At 66.1% G+C, this 25,630-nt stretch carries 21 protein-coding genes; 10 read left to right on the forward strand and 11 right to left on the reverse strand.

Annotation, left to right across the window (positions count from 1 at the left end; all coding sequences use genetic code 11):
- Nucleotides 1-83: 83 nt before the first annotated feature.
- From U5771_RS00565 to purN, 4 genes are all read right to left on the reverse strand, one after another.
- On the reverse strand, nt 84-1,280 hold the full coding sequence (locus U5771_RS00565) for an acyl-CoA desaturase (protein ID WP_322022158.1): 1,197 nt from the start codon (nt 1,278-1,280) through the stop codon (nt 84-86).
- 223 nt (nt 1,281-1,503) lie between these two features.
- Nucleotides 1,504-2,847: a mechanosensitive ion channel family protein gene (locus U5771_RS00570; RefSeq protein WP_322022395.1), complete on the reverse strand. Its 1,344-nt coding sequence runs from the start codon at nt 2,845-2,847 to the stop codon at nt 1,504-1,506.
- Between the two features lie 18 nt (nt 2,848-2,865).
- Nucleotides 2,866-4,128 carry an RsmB/NOP family class I SAM-dependent RNA methyltransferase gene (locus tag U5771_RS00575; protein WP_322022159.1) on the reverse strand — a complete coding sequence of 421 codons (1,263 nt, stop codon included), beginning with the start codon at nt 4,126-4,128 and terminating at the stop codon, nt 2,866-2,868.
- Entirely contained in the window at nt 4,125-4,787 is a 663-nt protein-coding gene (gene purN, locus U5771_RS00580) for a phosphoribosylglycinamide formyltransferase (protein ID WP_124486992.1), read from the reverse strand. Before purN ends, U5771_RS00575 begins: the two co-directional genes overlap by 4 nt.
- A gap of 122 nt (nt 4,788-4,909) precedes the next feature.
- Between purN and U5771_RS00585 the strand changes: the two genes are divergently transcribed.
- The 5 genes from U5771_RS00585 to dut all read left to right on the forward strand — a co-directional run bounded on the left by U5771_RS00585 (nt 4,910) and on the right by dut (nt 11,125).
- Nucleotides 4,910-5,902: a bifunctional riboflavin kinase/FAD synthetase gene (locus U5771_RS00585; RefSeq protein WP_322022160.1), complete on the forward strand. Its 993-nt coding sequence runs from the start codon at nt 4,910-4,912 to the stop codon at nt 5,900-5,902.
- A gap of 101 nt (nt 5,903-6,003) precedes the next feature.
- Nucleotides 6,004-8,841: an isoleucine--tRNA ligase gene (gene ileS, locus U5771_RS00590; protein ID WP_322022161.1), complete on the forward strand. Its 2,838-nt coding sequence runs from the start codon at nt 6,004-6,006 to the stop codon at nt 8,839-8,841.
- A 2-nt stretch (nt 8,842-8,843) separates the two neighbouring features.
- Nucleotides 8,844-9,344: a signal peptidase II gene (gene lspA, locus U5771_RS00595; protein ID WP_069248662.1), complete on the forward strand. Its 501-nt coding sequence runs from the start codon at nt 8,844-8,846 to the stop codon at nt 9,342-9,344.
- Nucleotides 9,345-9,411: 67 nt separating this feature from the next.
- The gene (gene coaBC / locus U5771_RS00600; RefSeq protein WP_322022162.1) at nt 9,412-10,623 is read left to right on the forward strand and encodes a bifunctional phosphopantothenoylcysteine decarboxylase/phosphopantothenate--cysteine ligase CoaBC; all 1,212 of its coding nucleotides are present in this window, start codon (nt 9,412-9,414) and stop codon (nt 10,621-10,623) included.
- A 55-nt stretch (nt 10,624-10,678) separates the two neighbouring features.
- Nucleotides 10,679-11,125, forward strand: coding sequence for a dUTP diphosphatase (gene dut, locus U5771_RS00605; protein ID WP_322022163.1), 447 nt, complete (start codon nt 10,679-10,681; stop codon nt 11,123-11,125).
- Between the two features lie 65 nt (nt 11,126-11,190).
- On the opposite strand, the gene U5771_RS00610 is transcribed toward dut, so the two are convergent.
- From U5771_RS00610 to clpS, 4 genes are all read right to left on the reverse strand, one after another.
- Nucleotides 11,191-11,961 carry a hypothetical protein gene (locus U5771_RS00610; RefSeq protein WP_322022164.1) on the reverse strand — a complete coding sequence of 257 codons (771 nt, stop codon included), beginning with the start codon at nt 11,959-11,961 and terminating at the stop codon, nt 11,191-11,193.
- 145 nt (nt 11,962-12,106) lie between these two features.
- Nucleotides 12,107-13,486 carry an amino acid permease gene (locus tag U5771_RS00615; protein ID WP_322022165.1) on the reverse strand — a complete coding sequence of 460 codons (1,380 nt, stop codon included), beginning with the start codon at nt 13,484-13,486 and terminating at the stop codon, nt 12,107-12,109.
- A gap of 103 nt (nt 13,487-13,589) precedes the next feature.
- Entirely contained in the window at nt 13,590-15,890 is a 2,301-nt protein-coding gene (gene clpA / locus U5771_RS00620) for an ATP-dependent Clp protease ATP-binding subunit ClpA (RefSeq protein ID WP_322022166.1), read from the reverse strand.
- Entirely contained in the window at nt 15,887-16,201 is a 315-nt protein-coding gene (gene clpS / locus U5771_RS00625) for an ATP-dependent Clp protease adapter ClpS (protein ID WP_006398529.1), read from the reverse strand. The genes clpA and clpS overlap by 4 nt, the downstream gene beginning before the upstream one ends.
- A gap of 546 nt (nt 16,202-16,747) precedes the next feature.
- Here clpS and U5771_RS00630 point away from each other — a divergent pair.
- A complete protein-coding gene (locus tag U5771_RS00630; protein WP_004196460.1) occupies nt 16,748-16,951 on the forward strand; it encodes a cold-shock protein in 204 nt (67 codons plus the stop codon).
- A gap of 179 nt (nt 16,952-17,130) precedes the next feature.
- Here U5771_RS00630 and U5771_RS00635 read toward each other — a convergent pair whose 3' ends face one another.
- Entirely contained in the window at nt 17,131-18,738 is a 1,608-nt protein-coding gene (locus U5771_RS00635; RefSeq protein WP_322022167.1) for a multicopper oxidase family protein, read from the reverse strand.
- A gap of 698 nt (nt 18,739-19,436) precedes the next feature.
- Between U5771_RS00635 and U5771_RS00640 the strand changes: the two genes are divergently transcribed.
- Nucleotides 19,437-19,661: a hypothetical protein gene (locus U5771_RS00640; protein WP_006490888.1), complete on the forward strand. Its 225-nt coding sequence runs from the start codon at nt 19,437-19,439 to the stop codon at nt 19,659-19,661.
- Between the two features lie 129 nt (nt 19,662-19,790).
- On the opposite strand, the gene U5771_RS00645 is transcribed toward U5771_RS00640, so the two are convergent.
- Nucleotides 19,791-22,019, reverse strand: coding sequence for an NADP-dependent isocitrate dehydrogenase (locus U5771_RS00645; protein WP_322022168.1), 2,229 nt, complete (start codon nt 22,017-22,019; stop codon nt 19,791-19,793).
- A 280-nt stretch (nt 22,020-22,299) separates the two neighbouring features.
- Nucleotides 22,300-23,556 carry an NADP-dependent isocitrate dehydrogenase gene (gene icd, locus U5771_RS00650; RefSeq protein WP_014896266.1) on the reverse strand — a complete coding sequence of 419 codons (1,257 nt, stop codon included), beginning with the start codon at nt 23,554-23,556 and terminating at the stop codon, nt 22,300-22,302.
- 273 nt (nt 23,557-23,829) lie between these two features.
- On the opposite strand from icd, the gene U5771_RS00655 reads away from it, so the two are divergent.
- From U5771_RS00655 to U5771_RS00665, 3 genes are all read left to right on the forward strand, one after another.
- Nucleotides 23,830-24,408 (forward strand): pseudouridine synthase, encoded by a 579-nt coding sequence (locus U5771_RS00655; protein WP_322022169.1) that lies wholly within the window; start codon nt 23,830-23,832, stop codon nt 24,406-24,408.
- Nucleotides 24,409-24,697: 289 nt separating this feature from the next.
- Nucleotides 24,698-24,913 (forward strand): hypothetical protein, encoded by a 216-nt coding sequence (locus U5771_RS00660; protein ID WP_175950947.1) that lies wholly within the window; start codon nt 24,698-24,700, stop codon nt 24,911-24,913.
- A 160-nt stretch (nt 24,914-25,073) separates the two neighbouring features.
- Complete coding sequence (locus U5771_RS00665; protein ID WP_322022170.1) at nt 25,074-25,574, forward strand: DUF192 domain-containing protein; 501 nt, start codon at nt 25,074-25,076, stop codon at nt 25,572-25,574.
- The last annotated feature ends 56 nt before the right edge of the window (nt 25,575-25,630 follow it).

Genomic DNA, 25,630 nt, shown 5'->3' on the forward strand with positions numbered 1-25,630 from the left:
GTCCTTCGAAAACCGGCCGCCCAAATGAAAAAACCCCGCCAACGCGGGGTTTGTGACGTCCTGAGATTCTAATCGATTTCGAATCAGGCGTAGCGGCGCAGGCGCGTCGCGAATTCCTGCAGCGACTTGATGCCGCTTTGTTCCGCGCGATGGCACCAATCCTGCAATTGCGCGAGCAGCTGTTCGCGCGACGCGGTCGAGCGATCCCAGATCGCGGCCAGATCCTGGCGCAGCTGGAAGTACGTATGCAGCTTCTGGCTGTTCGCGAAAATCTCCGGCAGCAGCTTCTTCTGCGGCTCGTCGAGGCCGTCGGCGTCCTTGTGGAACCACTTGCGCGCACCGCGCATCAGCTGGTACTTCTCGCTCGAACCGAGTTCCTTCAGGTGCGCGAGCTCCTGGCGGTACGCACGCTTCACGGCCTTGCCGTAGCGCGCCATCACTTCGTAGCGGTTCGACAGCACGGCCTGCAGCGTTTCCTGGTCGAGGACCGTCTTCGGCTTGTTCAGGCGCGGCGTCGGCGCGACCTTCTTCACCTTCGCGAGACCGAATGCCGACATGATGCGGATGTACATCCAGCCGATGTCGAACTCGTACCACTTGTTCGACAGCTTCGCCGACGTCGCGAACGTGTGGTGGTTGTTGTGCAGCTCTTCGCCGCCGATCACGATGCCCCACGGGAACAGGTTCGTGCTCGCATCGGCCGAGTTGAAGTTGCGGTAGCCCCAGAAGTGGCCGAAGCCGTTCACGACACCCGCGGCCCAGAACGGAATCCAGACCATCTGCACGGCCCACACGGTCAGGCCGAGCACGCCGAACAGCGCGATGTCGATCACCATCATCAGGCTCACGCCGAGGATCGGGTACTTCGAATACACATTGCGCTCGATCCAGTCATTCGGCGTGCCGTGGCTGAACTTGCGCATCGTTTCTTCGTTCTTCGCTTCCGCGCGATACAGCTCGGCGCCTTCGAGGAACACCTTCCAGATGCCGCGCGTCTGCGGGCTGTGCGGATCTTCCTCGGTTTCGCACTTCGCGTGGTGCTTGCGATGGATCGCGGCCCACTGGCCCGTCAGCATGCCGGTCGTCATCCACAGCCAGACACGGAAGAAGTGACTCGCGATCGGGTGCAGTTCCAGCGCGCGGTGCGCCTGGCAGCGGTGCAGGTAGACCGTCACGCCGATGATCGTGACGTGCGTGACGGCAAGCGCGAACAGCGCGACCTGCCACCACGAGAAGCGCAGGAGCCCGTGGGAAAGAAAATCGAGCAGGGAATTCAACAAGGCAGTTACCTGTGGTGAGAGCGATGCCGGCGCAAGCCGACGTCATAAAAATGAAAGCATACCGCGTGTAGACCGGAATTTTACTTCAACCGTTCCAAGTCTTTGTAAAAAATGAATATTTTCTTGTCTTGACGCAACGCGGACAGTCCATCGGCGGACCGGGAAAGGCCCGCGATCCGGTTCTGGCCGCCGGCCCCGCCCGATTCGCGCCGGCACGCCGCGCCTAGGCCGCCGACGCCTGCCCGTCCGTCGCGCCGCCGCCGGCCACGGGCACGCCCTCGGCCGCCAAGCCATGCGCGGCCAGACCGTCCGGCAGGCCGACCACGCGCACTTCGCGCTGCGGGAACGGAATCGAGATCCCGTGCTCGCCGAACAGCCGCCAGATGTTGCGGTTCACTGACGAACGCACGCCCGACGTGCCTTTCGCCGAATCCTCGATCCAGAAGCCCAGTTCCAGGTCGATCCCGTCCGCACCGAAGCCGACCAGGTACGGCGTCGGCGCCGGCTCCGCGAGCACGCGCGGCACGCCCTTCGCGGCTTCCGCGAGCACCGCGAGCGCCTGCTCGACGTCGCTCGTATAAGCGACCTGCACGGCGACCTTCGCAAAGCCGCGCGTCAGGTACGACGACTGGTTCTGCACGACGTCGGTGATCAGCTTCTCGTTCGGGATCAGCGTCTCGTTGCCGTCGAGGCCGCGCACGACCGTATAGCGCGTGCGGATCTGCGTGACGACGCCCTGCAGCCCGCCGACGCTGATCGCGTCGCCGAGGCGCAGCGAGCGATCGAGCAGGATGATGAAGCCCGACACGTAGTTGCTGGCGATCTTCTGCAGCCCGAAGCCGAGGCCGACACCGACCGCGCCGCCGAACACGCCGAGCACCGTCACGTCGATGCCGACGAGCGACAGCCCGATCAGGATCGCCGCGAACACGAGCAGCGCGCGGCCGACCCGCGACAGCACGACCTTCAGGTTCGCGTCGAGCGTGGTGGCGCGCGTGAGGCGCTCCTCGAGCACGGAGCCCAGCCACATCGCGACCATCAAGGTCACGCAGACCCACAGCGCGCCGGAAATCACCGACAGCAGCGTGAGGTGCGCATTCGCGACGCGGAACTGCACGCTGTCGAGCCACGCGATGACGTCGCGCTGGATCCCGAGCACCGTGAGCACCATCGCCGCCCACACGATGACCGACACGATCTTCTCGACGATCGACAGCCACGCATGCGTGTGGCCGTCGCGGGCGAACACGCGCCGCGCGAAGAAGAACAGCACGTAGATGAGCCCGATGCCGAACAGCGGCACGAGCGCGAGCGACAGCAGCGACGTCGACATGAACGGGTCGAACCCGAACTGCGCGGCCAGCACGAACAGCCCGCCGAACAGCGGGAACAGCGCGCGCTTCAGGCTCTGCGCGCCGGCGCCCGGCGTGCGGCCGTGCACGAAGCGCGCGGCGACCCACGCGAAACACAGTGCGCCGACGAGGATCGCCGCCTGCCAGATCATCACCGGCTCGTTGAAGTCGCGGATCACCGACGCGAGCCGGTGCGACAGCAGGCGGTTCTGCATCATCCGTGCGCCCTGCCGTTACTGCGCGCGCCGTTCCAGCACCGCGGCGAAGAAGCCGTCGGTCGCATGGCGGTGCGGCCACAGCGACAGGTAGTCGCCGGTCTCGAGCGCGATACGCTGGTCGGCCAGCACCTGCTGCGCGGGCACCAGCACGAAGTCCGGATGGTCGGCGAGGAACTGCTCGACGATCGCTTCGTTCTCCGCGTCGAGCACGCTGCAGGTCGCGTACACGAGCCGGCCGCCCTTCTTCACGAGACGCGCGGCGCTCGCGAGGATCGACGCCTGCTTCGGCGTGAGTTCCTCGATCGACGTGCGCGTCTGGCGCCACTTGAGGTCGGGGTTGCGACGCAGCGTGCCGAGGCCGCTGCACGGCGCGTCGACCAGCACGCGGTCGATCTTGCCCGCGAGCCGCTTGATCTTCGCGTCGTGCTCGCTGTCGATCAGCACCGGGTTCACGTTCGACAGCCCGCTGCGCGCGAGGCGCGGCTTGAGCTTCGTGAGGCGCTTTTCCGACACGTCGAACGCGTAGAGGCGCCCGGTCGAGCGCATCATCGCGCCGAGCGCGAGCGTCTTGCCGCCGGCGCCCGCGCAGAAATCGACGACCATCTCGCCGCGGCGCGGCGCGACCAGCGAGCACAGCAGCTGGCTGCCCTCGTCCTGGACCTCGATCTGGCCTTCCTCGAACAGCTTCAGGCGCGTCAGCGCCGGCTTGCCGACGACGCGCACGCCCTGCGGCGCGAACGGCGTCTCGCCCGCGTCGATGCCGTTCGCGCGCAGCGCGTCGATCACCTGGTCGCGCGTCGCCTTCTGCGCGTTGGCGCGCAGGTCGAGCGGCGCCGGGTAGTTCAGCGCGGCGGCGAGCTGCGCGAGTTCCTCGGCGTCGAAACGGGCCGACAGCGCCTGGTAGATCCAGTCCGGCAGGTTCGTGCGCACGCGCACCGGCAGGCTCGCCGGATCGATCTTCGACACGTGCTCGAGCCACGCGGCCTCGGTGTCGGACACGAACGGCTTCAGCGCGTTGCGGCCGAGCGTCTGCATCAGGCCGAGCAGCGTGAGGCGCCGCGCGGGGCTGCCCGTGCCGCTCTCGGCGAGGTGCGAAAACTCCATCTTCCGGCGCAGCACCGCGAACACCGCCTCGGCGATCACGCCGCGCTCGGCATGGCCGAGCTTCGGGTGCGCGCGGAAGAACCGGCTCGTCGTCGCGTCGGCCGGGCCGGCGAACTTCAGCACCTCGGCCAGCAAGGTCTCGGTCTGGCCAATCAGGAATCCGTGCAGCTTCATACGCCCTCGCTCGTTTCGGTATGCGGTTGATCCGCGAAAATCCAGCGCGCCTCTTCCGGCGCCACCACTGCCCGGCCGTTCTCGAGGCGCAGGCGCCCCTCGACGAACCAGCGCACCGCACGCGGATACAGCACGTGCTCGACCGTCAGCACGCGCTGCGCGAGCGCGGCCGCGTCGTCGCCCGCGCGCACGGGCACCGCGCCCTGCGCGACGATCGCGCCGCTGTCGAGTTCGGGAATCACGAAATGCACGCTCGCGCCATGCAGCGCGACGCCGGCATCCAGCGCCTGCTGGTGCGTGTGGATGCCCTTGAAGCTCGGCAGCAGTGACGGGTGGATGTTCAGCAGCCGGCCCTCGTATCGTCTGACGAAATCGGGCGTGAGGATGCGCATGAAGCCGGCGAGCACGACGAGATCGGGCGCGAAGCGGTCGATCTCGGCGGCGAGTGCCGCATCGAAGCTGTCGCGGCCGTCGAACGACCGATGGTCGACCACCGCGGTCGCCACCCCGTGCGACGCGGCAAAAGCCAGGCCGGCCGCGTCGGGCCGGTTGGCGATCACGGCAGCGACCTCGGCCGGCCAGCGTTCCTGCGCGCACGCGCGGACGATGGCCTCCATGTTGCTGCCGCGACCGGAAATCAGGATCACGAGTTTTTTCATCCGCGAATTTTACCATTCGCCCCCGCGTTTCCCCCCTTCTCGGCCGCCGGGCCGCCCGAACGTTTATAATCTTCTGCTTTGCGGCATCCCACCGCCCATTCCCCGACGCTGCATCCGCTATCGTGAAAGTCTTCCGCGGCCTGCCCAACGCCGAGAGCCGCGCGCCGTGCGCGCTGACGATCGGCAACTTCGACGGTGTCCATCGCGGCCACCAGGCCCTGCTCGCGCGCGTGCGCGCGGCAGCGGACGCACGCGGCCTGCCCGTGTGCGTGATGACCTTCGAGCCGCACCCGCGCGAATTCTTCAACCCGGCCGGCGCGCCGCCGCGCATCGCGATGCTGCGCGACAAGCTGGAAGCGCTGCGCGACCACGGGGTCGACCGCGTCGTCGTCGAGCACTTCAACCATACGTTCGCGAGCCAGTCGCCGCAGGCGTTCGTCGAGCGCACGCTGGTCGGCGGGCTGCACACGCGCTGGATGATGGTCGGCGACGATTTCTGCTACGGCGCGAAGCGCGCGGGCACCTTCGACACGCTGAAGGCGGCCGGCGAGCAGTACGGCTTCGAGGTCGAGCAAATGGGCACGGTCGCCGGCAGCGACGGCACGCGCATCTCCAGCTCGGGCGTGCGCACCGCGCTCGCCGCGGGCGACCTCGACGCGGCCGCGCAGGCGCTCGGCCACGGCTACGCGATCAGCGGCCACGTCGCGCACGGGCTGAAGCTCGGCCGCGACCTCGGTTTCCCGACCCTGAACCTGCCGATCGCGCACAAGCGGCCGGCGCTCGCGGGAATCTTCGTCGTGCAGGTGCACGGCCTGGGCCCCGCCCCGCTGCCGGGCGTCGCGAGCCTCGGGCTGCGCCCGACCGTCGACGATTCCGGCCGCGTGCTGCTCGAAGTCCACCTGCTCGACTGGCACGGCGACGCGTACGGCAAGCTCATCCGCGTCGAATTCCTGAAGAAGCTGCGTGACGAGGCGAAGTTCGACGATCTCGAGGCGCTGTCGCGCGCAATCGCGCTGGACGTCGCGAATGCGCGCGCGTACTTCGTCGAGCGCGACCGCGCGCCGGGCAGCCGCGCGACCGGTTTCTCGACGTCGGCGACCGACCGAATTAGCTGATCCGGCCGGCGGCGCCCCGCGCCGCACCCTCGCGCCGCCGACCCGCGCGCATCCCGATTCACGACGCACGAGCGTCCCCCGATTTAGATAGCGATCCCATCATGAGCAACAAGAAAGCCGATTCGAAACCCCAGGCCAAGTATCCGGTCAACCTGCTCGACACGCCGTTCCCGATGCGCGGCGACCTGCCCAAGCGCGAGCCGCAGTGGGTCAAGGAATGGGAGGAGCGCGGCATCTACGAGAAGATCCGCGCGGCCAGCGCAGGCCGTCCGAAGTTCATCCTGCACGACGGCCCCCCGTATGCGAACGGCGACATCCACCTCGGCCACGCGGTCAACAAGATCCTGAAGGACATCGTCGTCAAGTCGCGCAACATGGCCGGCTTCGACGCGCCGTACGTGCCGGGCTGGGATTGCCACGGGATGCCGATCGAGATCCAGATCGAGAAGCAGTTCGGCAAGTCGCTGCCGGCGGCCGAAGTGATGAGCAAGGCGCGCGCGTACGCGACCGAGCAGATCGAGAAGCAGAAGGTCGGCTTCAAGCGTCTCGGCGTGCTCGGCGACTGGGCGAATCCGTACAAGACGATGAACTTCGTCAACGAGGCGGAAGAGATCCGCGCGCTCGGCAAGATCATCGAGAAGGGCTACGTGTATCGCGGGCTGAAACCGGTGAACTGGTGCTTCGACTGCGGCTCGGCACTCGCCGAGGCGGAAGTCGAGTACAAGGACCGCACCGACCCGACGATCGACGTGATGTTCGCGTTCGCGGAACCGGAAAAGACCGCGCAGGCATTCGGCCTGCCGGCGCTGCCGCGCGCCGAGGGCGGCATCGTGATCTGGACCACCACGCCGTGGACGATCCCCGCCAACCAGGCGCTGAACCTGCATCCGGAAATCGTCTACGCGCTGGTCGACACCGAGCGCGGGCTGCTGATCATCGCGGAAGAACGCGTCGAAGCCTGCATGGTCGACTTCAAGCTGACCGGCCGTGTCGTCGCGACCACCCTGGGCGTGAAGCTCGCGAACCTGCGCTTCCACCACCCGCTCGCGTCGGCCCACCCCGGCTACAAGCGCACCGCGCCCGTCTACCTCGGCGACTACGTGACGACCGATACGGGTACCGGCGTCGTGCACTCGTCGCCCGCATACGGCATCGAGGACTTCCTGTCGTGCAAGGCGCACGGGATGACCGATTCGGACTTCATCAACCCGGTGATGGGGGACGGCCGCTACATCGAATCGCTGCCGCTGTTCGGCGGCCTGTCGATCTGGGACGCGAACCCGAAGATCGTCGAGGCCCTGAACGCGGCCGGCTCGCTGCTGCGCAGCGAGAAGTACTCGCACAGCTACATGCACTGCTGGCGCCACAAGACGCCGATCATCTATCGCGCGACGTCGCAGTGGTTCGCCGGCATGGACGTGACGCCGCGCGACGACGGCAAGACGCTGCGCGAAACCGCGCTCGAAGGCATCGAGGCGACCGCGTTCTATCCGTCGTGGGGCAAGCAGCGCCTGTTCAGCATGATCGCGAACCGGCCCGACTGGACGCTGTCGCGCCAGCGCCAGTGGGGTGTGCCGATGGCGTTCTTCGTGCACAAGGAAACCGGTGAGCTGCATCCGCGCACGCTCGAGCTGCTCGAGGAAGTCGCGAAGCGCGTCGAGCAGTCGGGCATCGAGGCGTGGCAGTCGCTCGATCCGCGCGAGCTGATCGGCGACGACGCGAACCTGTACGAGAAGAACCGCGACACGCTCGACGTGTGGTTCGACTCGGGCACGACGCACTGGCACGTGCTGCGCGGCTCGCACAAGGATCAGCTGCAGTTCCCGGCCGACCTGTACCTCGAAGGCTCGGACCAGCACCGCGGCTGGTTCCACTCGTCGCTGCTGACCGCGTCGATGATCGACGGCTGCGCCCCGTACAAGGGCCTGCTCACGCACGGCTTCACGGTCGACGGCGAAGGCCGCAAGATGAGCAAGTCGCTCGGCAACGGCATCGACCCGCATGAAGTCGCGAACCGCCTCGGCGCGGAAATCATCCGCCTGTGGATCGCGTCGACCGACTATTCGGGCGAACTCGCGATCTCCGAGGAAATCCTGAAGCGCGTGACGGAAGGCTATCGCCGCATCCGCAACACGCTGCGCTTCCTGCTTGCGAACCTGTCGGACTTCGACTTCGCGCAGCATGCGGTGCCGGCAGAAGAATGGCTCGAGATCGACCGCTACGCGGTCGCGTTCTCCGCGCAACTGCAGACCGAACTGCTCGGCCACTACGAGAAGTACGAATTCCACCCGGTCGTCGCGAAGCTGCAAACGTACTGCTCGGAAGATCTCGGCGGCTTCTACCTCGACGTGCTGAAGGACCGCCTGTACACGAGCGCGGCCGATTCGCGCGCGCGCCGCTCCGCGCAGACCGCGCTGTACCACCTGACGCACGGACTGCTGCGCGTGCTCGCGCCGTTCCTGTCGTTCACCGCGGAAGAAGCGTGGAAGGTGTTCCAGCCGGCCAGCGAGACCGTGTTCACGGAAACCTACTACGCGTATCCGGACGTGGCCGGCGCGGCCGCGCTGATCGAGAAGTGGGCGCTGCTGCGCGACGTGCGCGGCAACGTGACGAAGGCGCTCGAGGAAGCACGCACCGCGAACCGCATCGGTTCGTCGCTGCAGGCCGAAGTGGCCGTGCATGCGAGCGGCGCGCGCTACGACGCGCTCACGAGCCTCGGCGAAGACCTGAAGTTCGTGCTGATCACGTCGGCGGCGACGGTCGTGAAGGTCGACGACGAAGCACAGGAAAGCGTCGACGTGGCCGCATCGAAGTACCAGAAGTGCGAACGCTGCTGGCACTACCGTGAAGATGTCGGCGCGCATGCCGATCATCCGACGCTGTGCGGCCGCTGCTTCTCGAACCTGTTTGAAAACGGCGAAATCCGGAGCGCTGCGTAAATATGGCGAAAACCCTGTCGAAACCGGCCAGCGGCGCGCTTGCGCCCTGGCTCGGTATTTCGCTGATCGTGATCCTGTTCGACCAGCTGTCGAAGATCGCGATCCTGAAGACGTTCGCGTACGGCGCGCAGCATGAGCTGACGTCGTTCTTCAACCTCGTGCTGGTGTACAACCGCGGCGCCGCGTTCGGCTTCCTGTCGACCGCCGGCGGCTGGCAGCGCTGGGCGTTCACCGCGCTCGGCATCGCCGCCACGCTCGTGATCTGCTTCCTGCTGAAGCGCCACGGCCAGCAGCGGCTGTTCAGCCTGTCGCTCGCGATGATCCTCGGCGGCGCGCTCGGCAACGTGATCGACCGGCTCGTCTACGGTCACGTGATCGATTTCCTCGATTTCCACCTCGGCGCCTGGCACTTCCCGGCGTTCAACCTCGCCGATTCCGCGATCACGGTCGGCGCGGTGCTGCTGATCTACGACGAACTGCGTCGCGTGCGCGGCTCACGCTGAGCGCGCATACTCGGTGTCGACGGCCGGCTTCGCGCCGGCCGTTCCGTTTGACCCTTGGAGGCCTGAGTTGGCACACGCAGAACTCGCAGGAAAACACCTCGTTCTCGGCCTGACGGGCGGCATCGCCTGCTACAAGATCGCCGAGCTCACGCGGCTGCTCGTGAAGGCAGGCGCGACCGTGCAGGTCGCGATGACCGACGCCGCCACCCAGTTCATCACGCCCGTCACGATGCAGGCGCTGTCCGGCCGGCCCGTCTACACGAGCCAGTGGGACGCCCGCATCGACAACAACATGGCGCACATCGACCTGTCGCGCGAAGCCGACGCGATCGTGATCGCGCCCGCGTCGACGGACTTCCTCGCGAAACTCGCGCACGGGTTCGCGGACGACCTGCTGTCGACGCTGTGCGTCGCGCGCGACTGTCCGCTGCTCGTCGTACCCGCGATGAACCGCCAGATGTGGCAGAACCCGGCCACGCAACGCAATGCCGCGCAACTGCGCGCCGACGGCGTGTCGGTGCTCGGCCCCGATTCGGGCGCGCAGGCCTGCGGCGAAGTCGGCGACGGCCGCATGCTCGAACCCGAGGCGATCTATGAAGCGATCGTCGCGCACTTCGCGCCGAAGGTGCTCGCGCACCGCCGCGTGCTGATCACGGCCGGCCCGACGTTCGAGCCGCTCGATCCGGTGCGCGGCCTCACGAACCGCTCGAGCGGCAAGATGGGCTTCGCGCTCGCGCGCGCCGCGCAGCAGGCCGGCGCCGACGTGCATCTCGTCGCGGGGCCGGTCGCGCTCGACACGCCGTGGGGCGTGTACCGCCAGGACGTGCAGACGGCACAGCAGATGTACGACGCGGTGATGCATGCGGTATCCGACGCGGACATCTTCATCGCAGTGGCCGCGGTCGCCGACTGGCGTGTCGATCAACCGGCCGAGCACAAGATGAAGAAGACGGCCGACCGCAAGATGCCGGCGCTCGCGTTCGTCGAGAATCCCGACATCCTCGCGTCGGTCGCGGCACTGTCCGATCCGCCGTATTGCGTCGGGTTCGCGGCCGAAAGCGGCGACCTCGACGTGCACGGCGACGAGAAGCGCAAGCGCAAGAACGTGCCGCTCCTGGTCGGCAACCTCGGCCCGCTGACCTTCGGCCGCGACGACAACGAAGTCGTGCTGTTCGAGGCGGCCGGCCTCACGCGCCTGCCGCGCGCGCCGAAGGACGAACTCGCGCATGTGCTCGTCGCGGAAATCGCGAAGCGCCTGCCGGACAACCGCCTGATCTGATCACCCGCGCGGCGGCCCGTGCCGCCGCGCCCTTCCCGACCGATTCGACGACCGCATGAAACTCGACCTGAAGATTCTCGACGCGCGCATGCGCGACTACCTGCCCGCCTACGCCACCACCGGCAGCGCGGGCCTCGACCTGCGCGCGTGTCTCGACGCGCCCGTCACGCTGCAGCCGGGCGAAACGACGCTCGTGCCGACCGGCCTCGCGATCCATCTCGCGGATCCCGGCTACGCGGCGCTGATCCTGCCGCGCTCGGGCCTGGGCCACAAGCACGGGATCGTGCTCGGCAACCTCGTCGGCCTGATCGATTCCGACTACCAGGGCCAGCTGATGATCTCGACGTGGAACCGCGGCCAGACCGAGTTCGTGCTGAACCCGTTCGAGCGGCTCGCGCAGCTCGTGATCGTGCCGGTCGTGCAGGCGCAGTTCAACATCGTCGACGACTTCGCGCAAAGCGATCGCGGCGACGGCGGTTTCGGCAGCACCGGCCGTCACTGACCGGCGCCATGCAAAACAGGGGCCTCTCGGCCCCTTTGCTTTTTCCGTTACCGCTCAACTGATGCTCACTGATCGGCCGTCTGCGCGATCCGCGCGGGCACGAGTTCGCGTCGCCGCGCCTGCACGATGCTCGCGTAGATCACCATCGCGACCAGCACGCCGAGCAGCACCGCCGACGAACCGACCGTGCCGAGCGCGAGTCCGCCCTTGTCGACCGGCTTCGTCAGCAGGTCGCCAACCGTCGCGCCGAACGGACGCGTGAGCACGAACGCCGCCCAGAACAGCAGCACGCCGGAAATGCGCGTGAAATAGTGTGCGAGCACGATCGCCGCGAGCAGCACGCCGATCAGCAGCGCGCCGCCGCCGAAGCCGAGGCCCGAGCTGTCCGCGAGGAAATCGCCGAGCGCGGTGCCGAGCGTATTCGAGAACAGGATCGCGATCCAGTACAGCAGTTCGACCTTGCGCGTGCGGATCAGGTCGACCGACAGCGATTCGCCGCTCAGGCGCCACACCGCGAAGATCGCCAGCAGGATCGCGACGAGAATCGACGAGCCGGCCGCGTAGCCGAGGCCGAGCGTGCGGTCCATGAAGTCGGACATCGTCGTGCCCGCGGTGCTCGTCGCGACGATCACGGCCCAGTAGATCGCCGGGCGATATTGCGTCGTCCTGAGCTGGGCACCCAGCGTCACGAGAAAGAAACCAAACAGCAGGATCGAGCTCACCGCGTAGCCGACGTTCAGCGTCATCGACAGCAGGTCGCCGCCGGTTTCGCCGAGCGTCGTCGCGCAGATCTTCATGATCCAGAACGCGAGCGTGATTTCGGGAAGTTTGTTCATTCGAACCCCTTTTACAGATGGCGGCGGGCTGGCGTGCGCCAGCCCGCATCGCGGACAGGTTCGAATGTTATCGCCGCAGGCTTAACGGAACCTTAGCGGCGCCGCATCTCCGCACAGCCTGCAGCCCGCGGGGTGAAGCCGCGCGTCAACGCGCGTGCTGGTGGCGGTAATGCAGCGCGTACGCGAGCGTCAGCAGCACGGCGAACACGACGCCGACCACCATCGTCATCCGGAATTCGCGCGTGAACGCCGTCGTCAGCAGGATCGCGCCGACGAGCCCCGCACCGAGCAGGCTGCCGAACGGGTGCCCCCACATCCGGAACGCGAGTGCCGGGCCGCTGTACCGCGCACGAAAGCGCAGGTGCGTGACGAAGATCATCAGCCACGTGAACAGCGCGCCGAACATCGCGATCGCCATCATCACGGTGAACGCGGTGTCCGGCGACAGCGCGACCAGCACGGCCGCGACCGCGACGCCGCTGGTCGAGATCCACAGCGCCGCACGCGGCACGCCGTTGGTGCCGAGCCGGCCGAACACCGCCGGCGCGAGCCGCGCGCGCGACAGGCTGAACATCATGCGCGTCGTCACGTAGAGCTGGCTGTTCATCGCCGACAGCGCCGCGATCAGCAACACGAAGTTGATCACGCCGGCCGCATACGGCATGTGCGTCGCGGCCATCACCTTCACGAACGGGCTTTCGTCGGTACCCGCCTGCGTCCAGGGCACGATCGCGAGCATCAGCGACAGCGTCAGCAGGTAGAACAGCACGAGCCGGAACACCGTCGAGCGGAACGCGCGCGTGACCGCATGCTGCGGATCGCGCGCCTCGCCGGCCGCGATCGCGACCGCCTCGATGCTCATGTAGCTGAAGATCGCGACGATCACCGCGACCCAGGTGCCCCACGGCCCTTTCGGCATGAAGCCGTCGTGCGCGGTGTAGTTCGCGAAGCCGATGCCCGAAGCGGCCGGCGCCGACCACACGAGATACGCGCCGAGCACGATGAACACGACGATCGCCGCGATCTTCAGCAGCGAAAACGCGTATTCGACCGATCCGTACAGCGTGACGCTCGCGAGGTTCACCGCGATCAACAGCGCGGAAAAGCCGATCACCCAGTACCAGCCGGGCACGGCCGGGAACCAGTACTTCATGAAGACGGCGATCGCGCTGATCTCGGTGCCGATCGCGAACACCACCGCGAACCAGTACGCATAGCGTACGAGAAAGCCCGCCAGCGGGCCGACGTAGTGCTCGGCATACGCGCCGAACGAGCCGGCCGTCGGATGCGCGACCGTCATTTCCGCGAGCGCGCCCATCAGCAGCAACGCGATCAGCGCGCCGATCGCGTACGAAACCAGCACGCTCGGGCCCGCGAGCCCGATCGCGAACCCGCTGCCGAGGAACAGTCCCGTGCCGATCGCGCCGCCGATCGCGATCATCGCCATCTGCCCGGACGTCAGCGCATGGCGCAACCCTTGTTCGCGCGCGACGATGCTGTCGAACGACCGTTGTTGTTGTGTCACTGCGTTACCACTCCCCTGCACCACCATCGCGCCACCGGCGCCAGATAAAACGAAACGGCGCGGAGAACTTCCCGCGCCGTTCGCATGAACAACGAATTATCGCTTACTCGACTTCGACCGTCTCTTCGTTCGGCTTGTGCGGCGGATTCGCCAGCTTGTCGAACGACAACTGCACCTTGTCGTTTTCGTCGACGTCGACCGTCACATGACCGCCGTTGACGAGCTTGCCGAACAGCAGTTCGTCGGCCAGCGCACGACGGATCGTGTCCTGGATCAGCCGCTGCATCGGCCGCGCGCCCATCAGCGGGTCGAAGCCGTGCTTCGCGAGATGCTTGCGCAATGCGTCGGTGAAGAGCGCGTCGACCTTCTTCTCGTGCAGCTGCTCCTCGAGCTGGATCAGGAACTTGTCGACCACGCGCATGATGATTTCCTCATCGAGCGAGCGGAAGCTGATGATCGAATCCAGACGGTTGCGGAACTCCGGCGTGAACAGGCGCTTGATGTCGGTCATCTCGTCGCCCGTTTCGCGGCGCGTCGTGAAGCCGATGGTCGCCTTCTGCATCGACTCGGCGCCCGCGTTCGTCGTCATGATGATGATGACGTTGCGGAAATCCGCCTTGCGGCCGTTGTTGTCCGTCAGCGTGCCGTGGTCCATCACCTGCAGCAGCACGTTGAAGATGTCCGGATGCGCCTTCTCGATTTCGTCGAGCAGCAGCACGCAATGCGGCTTCTTCGTGACGGCTTCGGTCAGGAGGCCGCCCTGGTCGAACCCGACGTAGCCCGGCGGCGCGCCGATCAACCGGCTCACCGCGTGACGCTCCATGTATTCCGACATGTCGAAACGGATCAGTTCGATGCCGAGCGTGAACGCGAGCTGACGCGCCACTTCGGTCTTGCCGACGCCCGTCGGGCCGGAGAACAGGAACGCGCCGATCGGCTTGTCCATCTTGCCGAGGCCCGCGCGCGCCATCTTGATCGAGGCGGCGAGCGCGTCGATCGCCGGATCCTGGCCGAACACGACGCTCTTCAGGTCGCGATCGAGCGTCTGCAGCTTGCTGCGATCGTCCTGCGACACGCTCTGCGCCGGCACGCGCGCGATCTTCGAGATGATTTCCTCGATCTCGCTCTTGCCGATCGTCTTCTTCTGCTTCGACTTCGGCAGGATGCGCTGCGCGGCGCCCGCTTCGTCGATCACGTCGATCGCCTTGTCCGGCAGGTGCCGGTCGGTGATGAAGCGTGCCGACAGTTCGGCCGCGGCCGACAGCGCGCCCGACGAATACTTGACGCCGTGATGCTCCTCGAAGCGCGACTTCAGCCCGCGCAGGATCGCGACCGTCTGCTCGACGGTCGGCTCCGACACGTCGACCTTCTGGAAGCGCCGCGACAGTGCCGCGTCCTTCTCGAAGATGCCGCGATACTCGGTGAACGTGGTCGCGCCGATGCACTTGAGCGTGCCCGACGACAGCGCCGGCTTCAGCAGGTTCGACGCGTCGAGCGTGCCGCCCGATGCGGCGCCCGCGCCGATCAGCGTATGAATTTCGTCGATGAACAGGATCGCGTGCGGACGCTCCTTCAGCTCCTTCAGCACCGTCTTCAGACGCTGCTCGAAGTCGCCGCGATACTTGGTGCCCGCGAGCAGCGCGCCCATGTCGAGCGAATACACCTGCGCGTTCGCGAGGATGTCAGGCACTTCGCCGCGCGTGATGCGATAGGCGAGCCCTTCCGCGATCGCGGTCTTGCCGACGCCGGCTTCGCCGACGAGCAGCGGATTGTTCTTGCGGCGGCGGCACAGCACCTGCACGACGCGCTCGACCTCCGGCTCGCGGCCGATCAGCGGATCGATGCGGCCGTCCTTCGCCATCTGGTTCAGGTTCTGCGTGAACTGCGCGAGCGGGGTTTCCTTCTGCGCGTTCGCGTCTTCGCTTTCCGCGTTCGCGTCGGCCGACTTCGCGGCTTCGCCGCCGTTCGTCTTCGCGATGCCGTGCGAAATGAAGTTCACGACGTCGAGGCGCGTGACGCCCTGCTGCTGCAGGTAGTAGACCGCGTGCGAATCCTTCTCGCCGAAGATCGCGACCAGCACGTTCGCGCCGGTCACTTCCTTCTTGCCGTTCGAGGTCGACTGGACGTGCATGATCGCGCGCTGGATCACGCGCTGGAAACCGAGCGTCGGCTGGGTATCGACATCGTCGGTGCCCGGGACGGTAGGTGTGTTGTCGTGGATGAAATTGCGCAGGTTCTGACGCAAGTCCTCGATGTTGGCCGCACACGCGCGCAACACCTCGGCTGCCGTCGGATTATCCAGCAGGGCCAGCAGCAGATGCTCGACCGTAATGAACTCATGGCGCGCCTGGCGTGCTTCCATGAACGCCATGTGCAGGCTGACTTCCAATTCCTGGGCAATCATGCTTCCTCCATCACGCACTGCAGCGGATGCCCGGCCTGCCGCGCATGGGTAACGACTTGCTCAACCTTGGTCGACGCGATGTCCCGCGTATAGACCCCACAAACCCCTCGCCCTTCGCGATGGACCTTCAGCATGATCTGCGTGGCCGTCTCGCGATCCTTCTTGAAATACTCCTGTACGACCATCACGACGAACTCCATCGGCGTGAAGTCGTCGTTCAGCAGCACCACCTTGTACATCGAAGGCGGCTTGAGCTTCTGCTGCTTGCGTTCCAGGACGGTGCTGTCCTGCTTGTCCGGGATAATCGCCATACACCCATTCTAAACAACTCGGACAGGCCCGCAATCCTGCCATTACCCGACCGACCGGCCGGCGCCCTCCCTGGTTCCCGACGACCCGCGATCGTCTTCGTGCCATACGAAAGCCGGCTGCGGTGCCGGCTTTCACGCGTGGCGCGGAACACGAACCGTCAGGGGGAAACTGCACCGGACGTCGCATCCGCATCCAGTATCCCACAAGCCGGGACGACTCGATCGCGTGTCACTCGAGCCTGGTATATGAGCCGATTATGCGACTTTTCAAGTCCGCGCGCTCGACGCGATGCTGCAAAGCAAAGCCGGAGAAACCCTGAAAATGGGTTCTTTACAACGGCCCTCTAACCGTCTAAAAATTCCCCTTGACACTCAAATAAAGAGCGCCAACAATCAAGCTGGCACTTTTTTCAACTCGCCGGTTGGCGAAATGAAAGAGGCCGAAGGTGAGCTTGTGAGGGGGGAACGGCTGTATTTTCCGGTCGTTTAGCTTTTCGAGCGTGCTCGTGGTAAGTAGCAGCGACTGTGTGACAGGGGAAGTAGGAAATGGCAACTGGTATCGTTAAGTGGTTCAACGACGCGAAGGGCTTCGGTTTCATCACTCCCGACGAGGGCGGTGAAGATCTGTTTGCGCACTTCTCGGCCATCAACATGCAGGGCTTCAAGACCCTGAAGGAAGGCCAGAAGGTTAGCTTCGAGGTCGTTCAAGGGCCGAAGGGCAAGCAAGCGTCGAACATCCAGGCCGCGTAAAGGCACCGGATATCGGACGAAGAAACCCGGCATTGCGCCGGGTTTCTTTTTTTTCAGGCCGGCCACTCGTTAATTCGATTGGCCGGCCTTTTCGTTCAATCCCGATAATTGAACACGTATTGTCATGTTGCACGCGCAGATCGAATGCGGCCATACGCGTGAAACATATTCGATACTCGTTACACGACCTTCAGCGTGCCCATCATGCCGAGATCCTCGTGTTCGAGAATATGGCAGTGAAACATGCGCTCGCCGGGCATGTCTTGCGTGACGCGTATCGTCACGGTCTCGCCGCTGCGCACGTTCACCGTGTCGCGCCACGCGCGGAACGGTTCGCTCGTGCGCGTGCCGTCCGATGCGCGCTCGATCACCTGGAATTGCGTGCCGTGCAAATGGAACGGGTGATCCATGTCGGTGGCGTTGCGGATCGTCCAGTGTTCGACCTCGCCGCGGCGGCTCGTCAGCGTCGCACGGTGCGGTGCGTAGGTCGCGCCGTTGATCGTGAAGCGCATCCCGGCCGGGCGGCCATGCGCCGGGCCGCTCATCATCGCGGCCATGTCCATCTCCTCGCCGAACGCGACCTCCTTGTGCGCGACCGGTTCGCCGAGCGCGGGCACCGCGCGCAGCGTGGCCGGCAGCGCTCGGGCGGCGGCCGGTGCGAACGCGACGTCGGCAAGCGGCAGCGCAGGATCGGGCGGCAGGCTGCCGTGGCCGTCGTCGTGCGACATCGCCATCTTGCGGCGGTCGTATTCGGCCGCCTGCAGCACCGCGCGCGACGCGCGGTCGCCGGCGCGCACCAGCAGTTCCGCGCGCTCACCCGGCGCGAGCAGCAGCGACGTCACGCGGCGCGGCGCGTCGAACAACCCGCCGTCGGTGCCGACCTGCTCGAACGCGCGGCCGTCGTCGAATGCGACGCGCAGGTAACGCGCGCTGCACGCGTTCCACACGCGCCAGCGCTCGTCGCTCGCGACGTCGATCCGCGGCCGGCGCGCACCGTTGACCAGTACGAACTGGCCTTCGCGGCCGTTCATCCAGTCCATCATGTCGTTCGGCGGGATCGTGCCGTCGCGCGCGAGCTTCAGGTCGGACACGAACAGGTTGCGCTCGGGCCAGCCGGCCAGCGGATCGTCGGCGGCACGCACGACGAACGGGCCGGCCAGCCCGCGAAACACCTGTTCGGCCGTCATCATGTGCGGATGCGGGTGATACCAGTAGGTGCCGGCGCTCCCCTTCGGCAGCGTGAAGCGGTACACGTGCGACGCGCCCGGCGCGACGGGGGCGGACGGGTTGCCGTCCTGGTCGGGCGGCACCGGCAGGCCGTGCCAGTGGATCGTCGACGGCTGCGGCAGCTTGTTCACGAAGCGGATTTCGACCGTGTCGCCCTCGCGCACGTCGATCAGCGGGCCGACCACCGGCCCTTGCGTGCCCGCGCCGAACTGCCAGAACGTCGTCGGACGCGCGCCGTGCAGCATCGAACGCGCGACCGGCTGTGCGACCAGCGTCGCCCGGAACGTGCCCGGCTCGCGGCTTTCGTTCGCAAGCGTGCGCAGCGACGCGAGCGGCGCGCCGGCCGGCAGCGCATCGGCCGCCGCGAGCGCGGCCGGCGCCGGCTTCGCGTGCTGCGCGTGATCCGCCATCCCTGACATGCCCGACATGCCCGGCATGTCGTCCATCTGATCCATGCCGGCCATGCCCGCGTGCCCCGCATGCTGCGCCCACGCCGTGCGTGCAAACAGCGATGCGGCCGCGACGCCGATGGCGTGCGACAGGAAGGTTCTCCGTATCATCAATCGTTCCTCGTTATTCGTGCTGCGTCGCGCGGCCGTCGCGACATGCGCGCCGGCCGGCACGGGGGGGAAGCGCGCGTGCGCGACGCGAAACCTGATGCCCGCGTCATCATAACCGCAGCCCCCGGCCGAAACGCGGCAACGGCGGGCAAGCGTCGATACGACGCAGCGCGCGGCCGGTCGGACGGACCGGATTCCGTTCGTCGCGCGTTTTCGATGCGTTGCTCAGCGCCGCGGCGCCCCACCGCATTCACGCCGACCTAGCCGTCCGGCGGCCTTCGCCGTCCGCTTTCGCCACGCCCGGTCGAAACAATTCGCCCCCGCCGTTCATGCCGCCATCGGCACACCGCGCACCGCCGATGCGTGAACCCGTCAATTTTTCACGATGCGGAACAAGTCCCTGCGTTGTAAAAATTCGTGGTGCAGGGCACAAATTCGCTGTTTCGCGATGCCAAAAATCATTCCGCAATACAAAACGCGTGAAATAACGCATTGTTTTTACGATGGAATTTTTGTTTCGAGAAAGCGTTCTACGTGCACCATCGGGCGCGGTCGCGGACGTAGACTTTGTTCCATGCACTGACGCTTCGCCACGACGTTCGATACGGAACCCGGCGCAAGCAGCCAGTCGGGCCACAGCCGGACGCGCCGGCGGGCGGCACAACAGAATCGCTTGTGATCAGAAAGGGAGAACGGAAATGAAGGGATTTCGCTTTGGTTCAGCGCTCGGGTCGTTCTACATCCTGCCGGGTAACGGCGGCTGGGAAGCGACGTTCGGCAACGCTCTGCTCGGCGCGTTCTCGTGCCCGGAAGTGGCGGCCGACCACATCTCCCGCGGCGACTGCGAGCAACTGTCCGAACTGGATACGGCCACGCTCGAAGTGCCGCACGAAATCGCCGAATGGGAAATCGTTCACGTCTGAATGGCAAGCCCGCAACGAAAAACGCCCCGGGCGACCGGGGCGTTTTCATTGTCGGCGGGACGGCGAACCGCCCGGCCCGCCGCATCGGCTGCTGCCGTTGCCGTGGCGCGCGCGGTGGCGCGGCCGGCGTCAGACGACTGCGTCGACGATGCCGTTCAGCGTTGCGCTCGGACGCATCGCCTGGCTCGTCAGCTCGACGCTCGGACGGTAGTAGCCGCCGATCGTCTGCGCCTTGCCCTGCGCGGCCGACAGTTCTTCCAGGATGCGCGCTTCGCTGTCGGACAGCGACTTCGCGACGCCTTCGAACTGCGCCTTCAGCGCGGCGTCCTCGGTCTGCTCGGCCAGCGCCTGCGCCCAGTACAGGCACAGGTAGAAGTGGCTGCCGCGGTTGTCGAGGCCGCCGACCTTGCGCGCGGGCGACTTGTTCTCGTCCAGGAACTTGCCGGTCGCCTGGTCGAGCGTCTTCGCGAGCACGAGCGCCTTCGGGTTCTGGTAAGCGTTGCCGAGGTGTTCGAGCGACGCGGCCAGCGCGAGGAATTCGCCGAGCGAATCCCAGCGCAGGAAGCCTTCCTCGACGAACTGCTGCACGTGCTTCGGTGCCGAGCCGCCCGCGCCCGTTTCGAACATCCCGCCGCCGGCCATCAGCGGCACGATCGACAGCATCTTCGCGCTGGTGCCGAGCTCCATGATCGGGAACAGGTCGGTCAGGTAGTCGCGCAGCACGTTGCCCGTGACCGAGATCGTGTCCTTGCCCGCGCGGATGCGCTCGAGCGAGAAGCGCGTCGCGTCGACCGGCGTCATGATGCGGATGTCGAGGCCGTTCGTGTCGTGGTCCTTCAGGTAGCGTTCGACCTTCGCGATGATCTGCGCGTCGTGCGCACGTGCCGGATCGAGCCAGAACACGGCCGGCGCGCCGGTCGCGCGGGCGCGGTTCACCGCGAGCTTGACCCAGTCCTGCACCGGTGCGTCCTTCGTCTGGCACATGCGCCAGACGTCGCCCGACTCGACCGTGTGCTCGAGCAGCACGTTGCCGGCTTCGTCGGTAACGCGCACGACGCCGTCGGCCGGAATCAGGAACGTCTTGTCGTGCGAACCGTATTCCTCGGCCGCCTGCGCCATCAGGCCGACGTTCGGCACGCTGCCCATCGTGACCGGGTCGAATGCGCCGTGCTGCTTGCAGTCCTCGATCACGGCCTGGTAGACGCCCGCGTAGCAGCGGTCCGGAATCACGGCCTTCGCGTCGTACAGTTCACCGTCCGGGCCCCACATGCAGCCCGACTCGCGGATCATCGCCGGCATCGATGCGTCGACGATCACGTCGCTCGGCACGTGCAGGTTCGTGATGCCCTTGTCCGAGTTGACCATCGCGAGGCGCGGACGCGCTGCGTATTCGGCCTTGACGTCGGCCTCGATCGCTTCGCGCGTGTCGGCCGGCAGGTCCTTCAGGCGCGCGTACAGGTCGCCGATCCCGTTGTTCGGGTTGAAGCCGGCCTGCGCCAGCACGTCCGCGTGCTTCGCGAGCGCGTCGCGGTAGAACACCGACACGAAGTGACCGAACAGGATCGGGTCCGAGACCTTCATCATGGTCGCCTTCAGGTGCACCGAGAACAGCACGTCCTGCGCCTTCGCGTCGGCGATCTGCGCTTCGATGAAGCTGCGCAGCGCCTTGCGGCTCATCACCGACGAGTCGATGACTTCACCGGCCTTCACGGCCGTCTTTTCCTTCAGCACCTTCTTCACGCCGTCGGCCGTCGTGAGTTCGATCTTCACGCTCCCGGCATCGGCGATCAGCGCCGACTTCTCGCTGCCGTAGAAGTCGCCTTCGGTCATGTGCGCGACGTGCGCCTTCGACGTGGCCTGCCATGCGCCCATCTTGTGCGGGTGCTTGCGTGCGTAGTTCTTGACCGACAGCGGCGCGCGGCGGTCGGAGTTGCCTTCGCGCAGCACCGGGTTCACCGCGCTGCCCTTGATCTTGTCGTAGCGGGCCTTGACGGCCTTCTCTTCGTCGGTCGACGGCTCTTCCGGGTACGCCGGCAGCGTGTAGCCCTGCGCCTGCAGTTCGGCGATCGCGGCCTTGAGCTGCGGCACCGATGCGCTGATGTTCGGCAGCTTGATGATGTTCGCTTCCGGCTTCAGCGTGAGCTGGCCCAGTTCGGCCAGATCGTCGGAACCCTTCTGCTCCGGCGGCAGGACGTCGGCGAATGCCGCGATGATGCGGCCGGCGAGCGAGATGTCGCGCGTTTCGACGGCGACGCCCGACGAGCGCGTGAAGGCCTTGACGATCGGCAGCAGCGAATAGGTCGCGAGCGCCGGCGCTTCGTCGGTGAGGGTGTAGATGATCTTGGGCGAAGTGGACATGGTCGATGCGTTGCTACGTGAAAATTTGGGACTGAGGAGCGCCGGCGGTGACCGGCGGGGAGCGACCGGGTCGGTCGCGAAAGGGGCGTGCCGGCTAGCCGGGCGGTGGTGTTGCGAGGGCCGTCATGTTCTACCTTGCAGGGCATCCGGGCCGCATCGCGGCGCCGCGGCCCGCATGCCGGACCGCCCTGCCAACAAACCTGCCGTTCATGAAACGCCCCGGCGCCGGCAGTAGGCGCCGAGGCGGCCGGCGGTCCGCCGGCCTGCCCCGGAACGGGACTTACATGTTCTCGATCAGCACTTCGCCGAAGCCGGAGCACGACACCTGCGTCGCGCCTTCCATCAGGCGCGCGAAGTCGTACGTGACGCGCTTCTGCAGGATCGACTTCTCCATCGCGGCAATGATCGTGTCGGCCGCTTCCGTCCAGCCGAGGTGGCGCAGCATCATTTCCGCCGACAGGATCTCGGAACCGGGGTTCACGTAATCCTTGCCCGCGTACTTCGGCGCCGTGCCGTGGGTCGCCTCGAACATCGCGACCGAATCCGACAGGTTCGCGCCCGGCGCGATCCCGATGCCGCCGACCTGCGCGGCCAGTGCGTCGGAGATGTAGTCGCCGTTCAGGTTCAGCGTCGCGATCACGTCGTATTCGGCCGGACGCAGCAGGATCTGCTGCAGGAACGCATCGGCGATCGAATCCTTGATGACGATCTCGTTGCCCGTCTTCGGGTTCTTCACGCGCATCCACGGGCCGCCGTCGATCAGCTCGCCGCCGAACTCCTTCTGCGCGAGCGCGTAGCCGGCGTCACGGAACAGGCCTTCCGTGAACTTCATGATGTTGCCCTTGTGCACCAGCGTGACCGACTTGCGATCGTTGTCGATCGCGTACTGGATCGCCTTGCGCACGAGACGCTCGGTGCCCTCGGTCGACACGGGCTTGACGCCGATCCCCGAGGTTTCCGGGAAGCGGATCTTCTTCACGCCCATCTCGTCCTGCAGGAACTTGATGACCTTCTTCGCCTGCTCGGAGCCCGCGGCCCATTCGATGCCCGCGTAGATGTCTTCCGAGTTCTCGCGGAAGATCACCATGTCGATCTTTTGCGGCTCGCGCACCGGCGACGGCACGCCCTTGAAATACTGGACCGGGCGCAGACACACGTACAGGTCGAGTTCCTGGCGCAGCGCGACGTTCAGCGAACGGATGCCGCCGCCGACCGGGGTCGTGAGCGGCCCCTTGATCGACACCACGTATTCCTTCAGCACCTGCAGCGTTTCGTCCGGCAGCCACACGTCCGGACCGTATACCTTCGTCGCCTTCTCGCCCGCGAAGATCTCCATCCAGTGGATCTTGCGCTTGCCCTTGTAGGCCTGCGCGACCGCCGCGTCGACGACCTTGATCATGACCGGCGTGATATCGAAGCCCGTACCGTCGCCTTCGATATAGGGAATGATCGGCTGATCGGAAACGTTGAGCGAGAAGTCCTTGTTGACGGTGATCTTGTCACCGCCCTCCGGAACCTTGATGTGCTGATACGGCATGATCGACTCCAGTGACGTGGCTGAGCAGGTGATGCTGGTCGAAACTGCGCGCGGCGAGGTGGCCTTGCCACCTTCGTGACGGCAACAGCGAGCCGCTATTCTAGCGCCCCAATCGGGGCCGGCGGCACGAAGCGCGACGCTGCGTATCAAGTCTTCCCTTATGTCTTATATAAGACAGAGGACTTGCCGTTCCGTATTATGCATTAAGATTCCGCCATTTGCCATAGACCGCCCGTCCCGCTTCCCCGCGGCACGCCGGGCGGGCACCCCGCCATGACCCTGATCGCCCTCAACAAGCCGTTCGGCACGATTTGCCAGTTTTCCGCGCACGAGACGCGGCCGTCGCTCGGCGACTGGGTCACGACGCCCGGCGTCTACCCGGCCGGCCGGCTGGACGCGGACAGCGAGGGCCTGCTGCTGCTCACCGACGACGGCGCGCTGCAGGCGCGCATCGCCGAGCCGCGCCACAAGCTCGTCAAGCGCTACTGGGCGCAGGTCGACGGCGCGCCGGGCCCGGCCGACCTGAAGGCGCTCGCGCGCGGCGTCGATCTCGGCGACTACGTGACGCGCCCGTGCCGCGCCGAATTCATCGAACCGCCCGATGCGCTGTGGCCGCGCAACCCGCCGATCCGCTACCGCGCCGCGATCCCGACCACGTGGATCGAACTCGCGATCACCGAAGGCAAGAATCGGCAGGTGCGCCGGATGACGGCCGCGATCGGCTTCCCGACCTTGCGTCTCGTGCGCGTCGGCATCGGCGCGCTCGACATATTCGCGCTCGGCATTGCACCGGGCGAAACAATCGCGCTGCCGCCGCGGGCCCCGTGGGACGGTTTCGCACGCGCCGAATGACGAATTCGGGACGCGCGAATTTTTCGTCATCTTTTTCGTCAACCGCCTGCGAAGATCGCGCGTTAAACCACGCAGATGCCAACCTTAGCTATCCGGCATTGGCAGCCGAACCGGTATTTCCGTGTTTGCGTCACGAAAGCGACGTTTTCTTCGAATACGATTCGGCGCCCGCAGCGCAAAGAGAAATTTCTCGAAGCGTCTGTCAACCGAAAGGTGGATGGCACCGTTAGACGTCATGACTCCTATTGCCGGGTCATTTGGTTAATTAACTAAAGCTGAGGAACACAACATGAACAAACTGATCGCCGCTCTGGTCGCTGGCCTCTTCGCAACGGCTGCTTTCGCACAAGCTTCGGCTCCGGAAGCTGCTCCGGCAGCAGCAGAAGCTGCTTCGGCACCGGCTAAGCACGCTGCCAAGAAGCACCACGCTGCCAAGAAGCACCACAAGGCATCGAAGAAGGCTGCAGCTAGCGAAGCAGCAGCACCGGCAGCTGCTTCGAACTAAGTAAGCAGGCTGTAATAACGCAGTCAAGAACACGCAGTCTTGCCGTTCTTACGGCGTTGAAAGGCAGATCACCGCGAGGCGATCTGCCTTTTTCTTTTTTGTGCCCGCCGGCGCGCTTCGCGTACCATGCGGGTCTCGTTTTCCCGATAGGAGCCCTGCTGTGCGATTCTCCCTGCGCTCGTCGCTCGGCCGCCTTGCGCGCGCCACCGTGTTTCCCGCCGCGCTCGCCGTCCTCGCACTCGGCATGCAGACCGCCCACGCGCAGATGCCGCCCGGCGCCAAGCAGCCGAGCGAGTTCCCGCGCGCGAAGCTGCGCGCCGGCATGTACGTGATCGACGCGGCCGTCGCCGCGAACGACGCCGACCGCGAACAGGGGCTGATGTACCGGTCGCAGCTCGCGCCGAACGAAGGCATGCTGTTCGTGTTCAACGAGAACGCCGTGCACTGCTTCTGGATGAAGAACACGCTGATTCCGCTGTCGATCGCGTTCGTTCGCGCGGACGGCACGATCACCGACATCGACGAGATGAAGGCCGAAACGACCGACAACCACTGCCCGCGCAACAACGGCGTCTATGCGCTCGAAATGAGCAAGGGCTGGTTCGCGGCGAAGGGCATCAAGCCGGGCATGAAGCTCGAAGGCCTGCCCAAGGCCCAGTAACGGCCATTGCCGCGCCGCCGCCGCGCATCGACCGAAGCCGGCCGCCCAATATTTCT

Origin of the sequence: Burkholderia sp. BCC1977 (assembly GCF_905339595.1) — a bacterium.
In the GTDB taxonomy this organism is placed as follows: Bacteria; Pseudomonadota; Gammaproteobacteria; order Burkholderiales; family Burkholderiaceae; genus Burkholderia.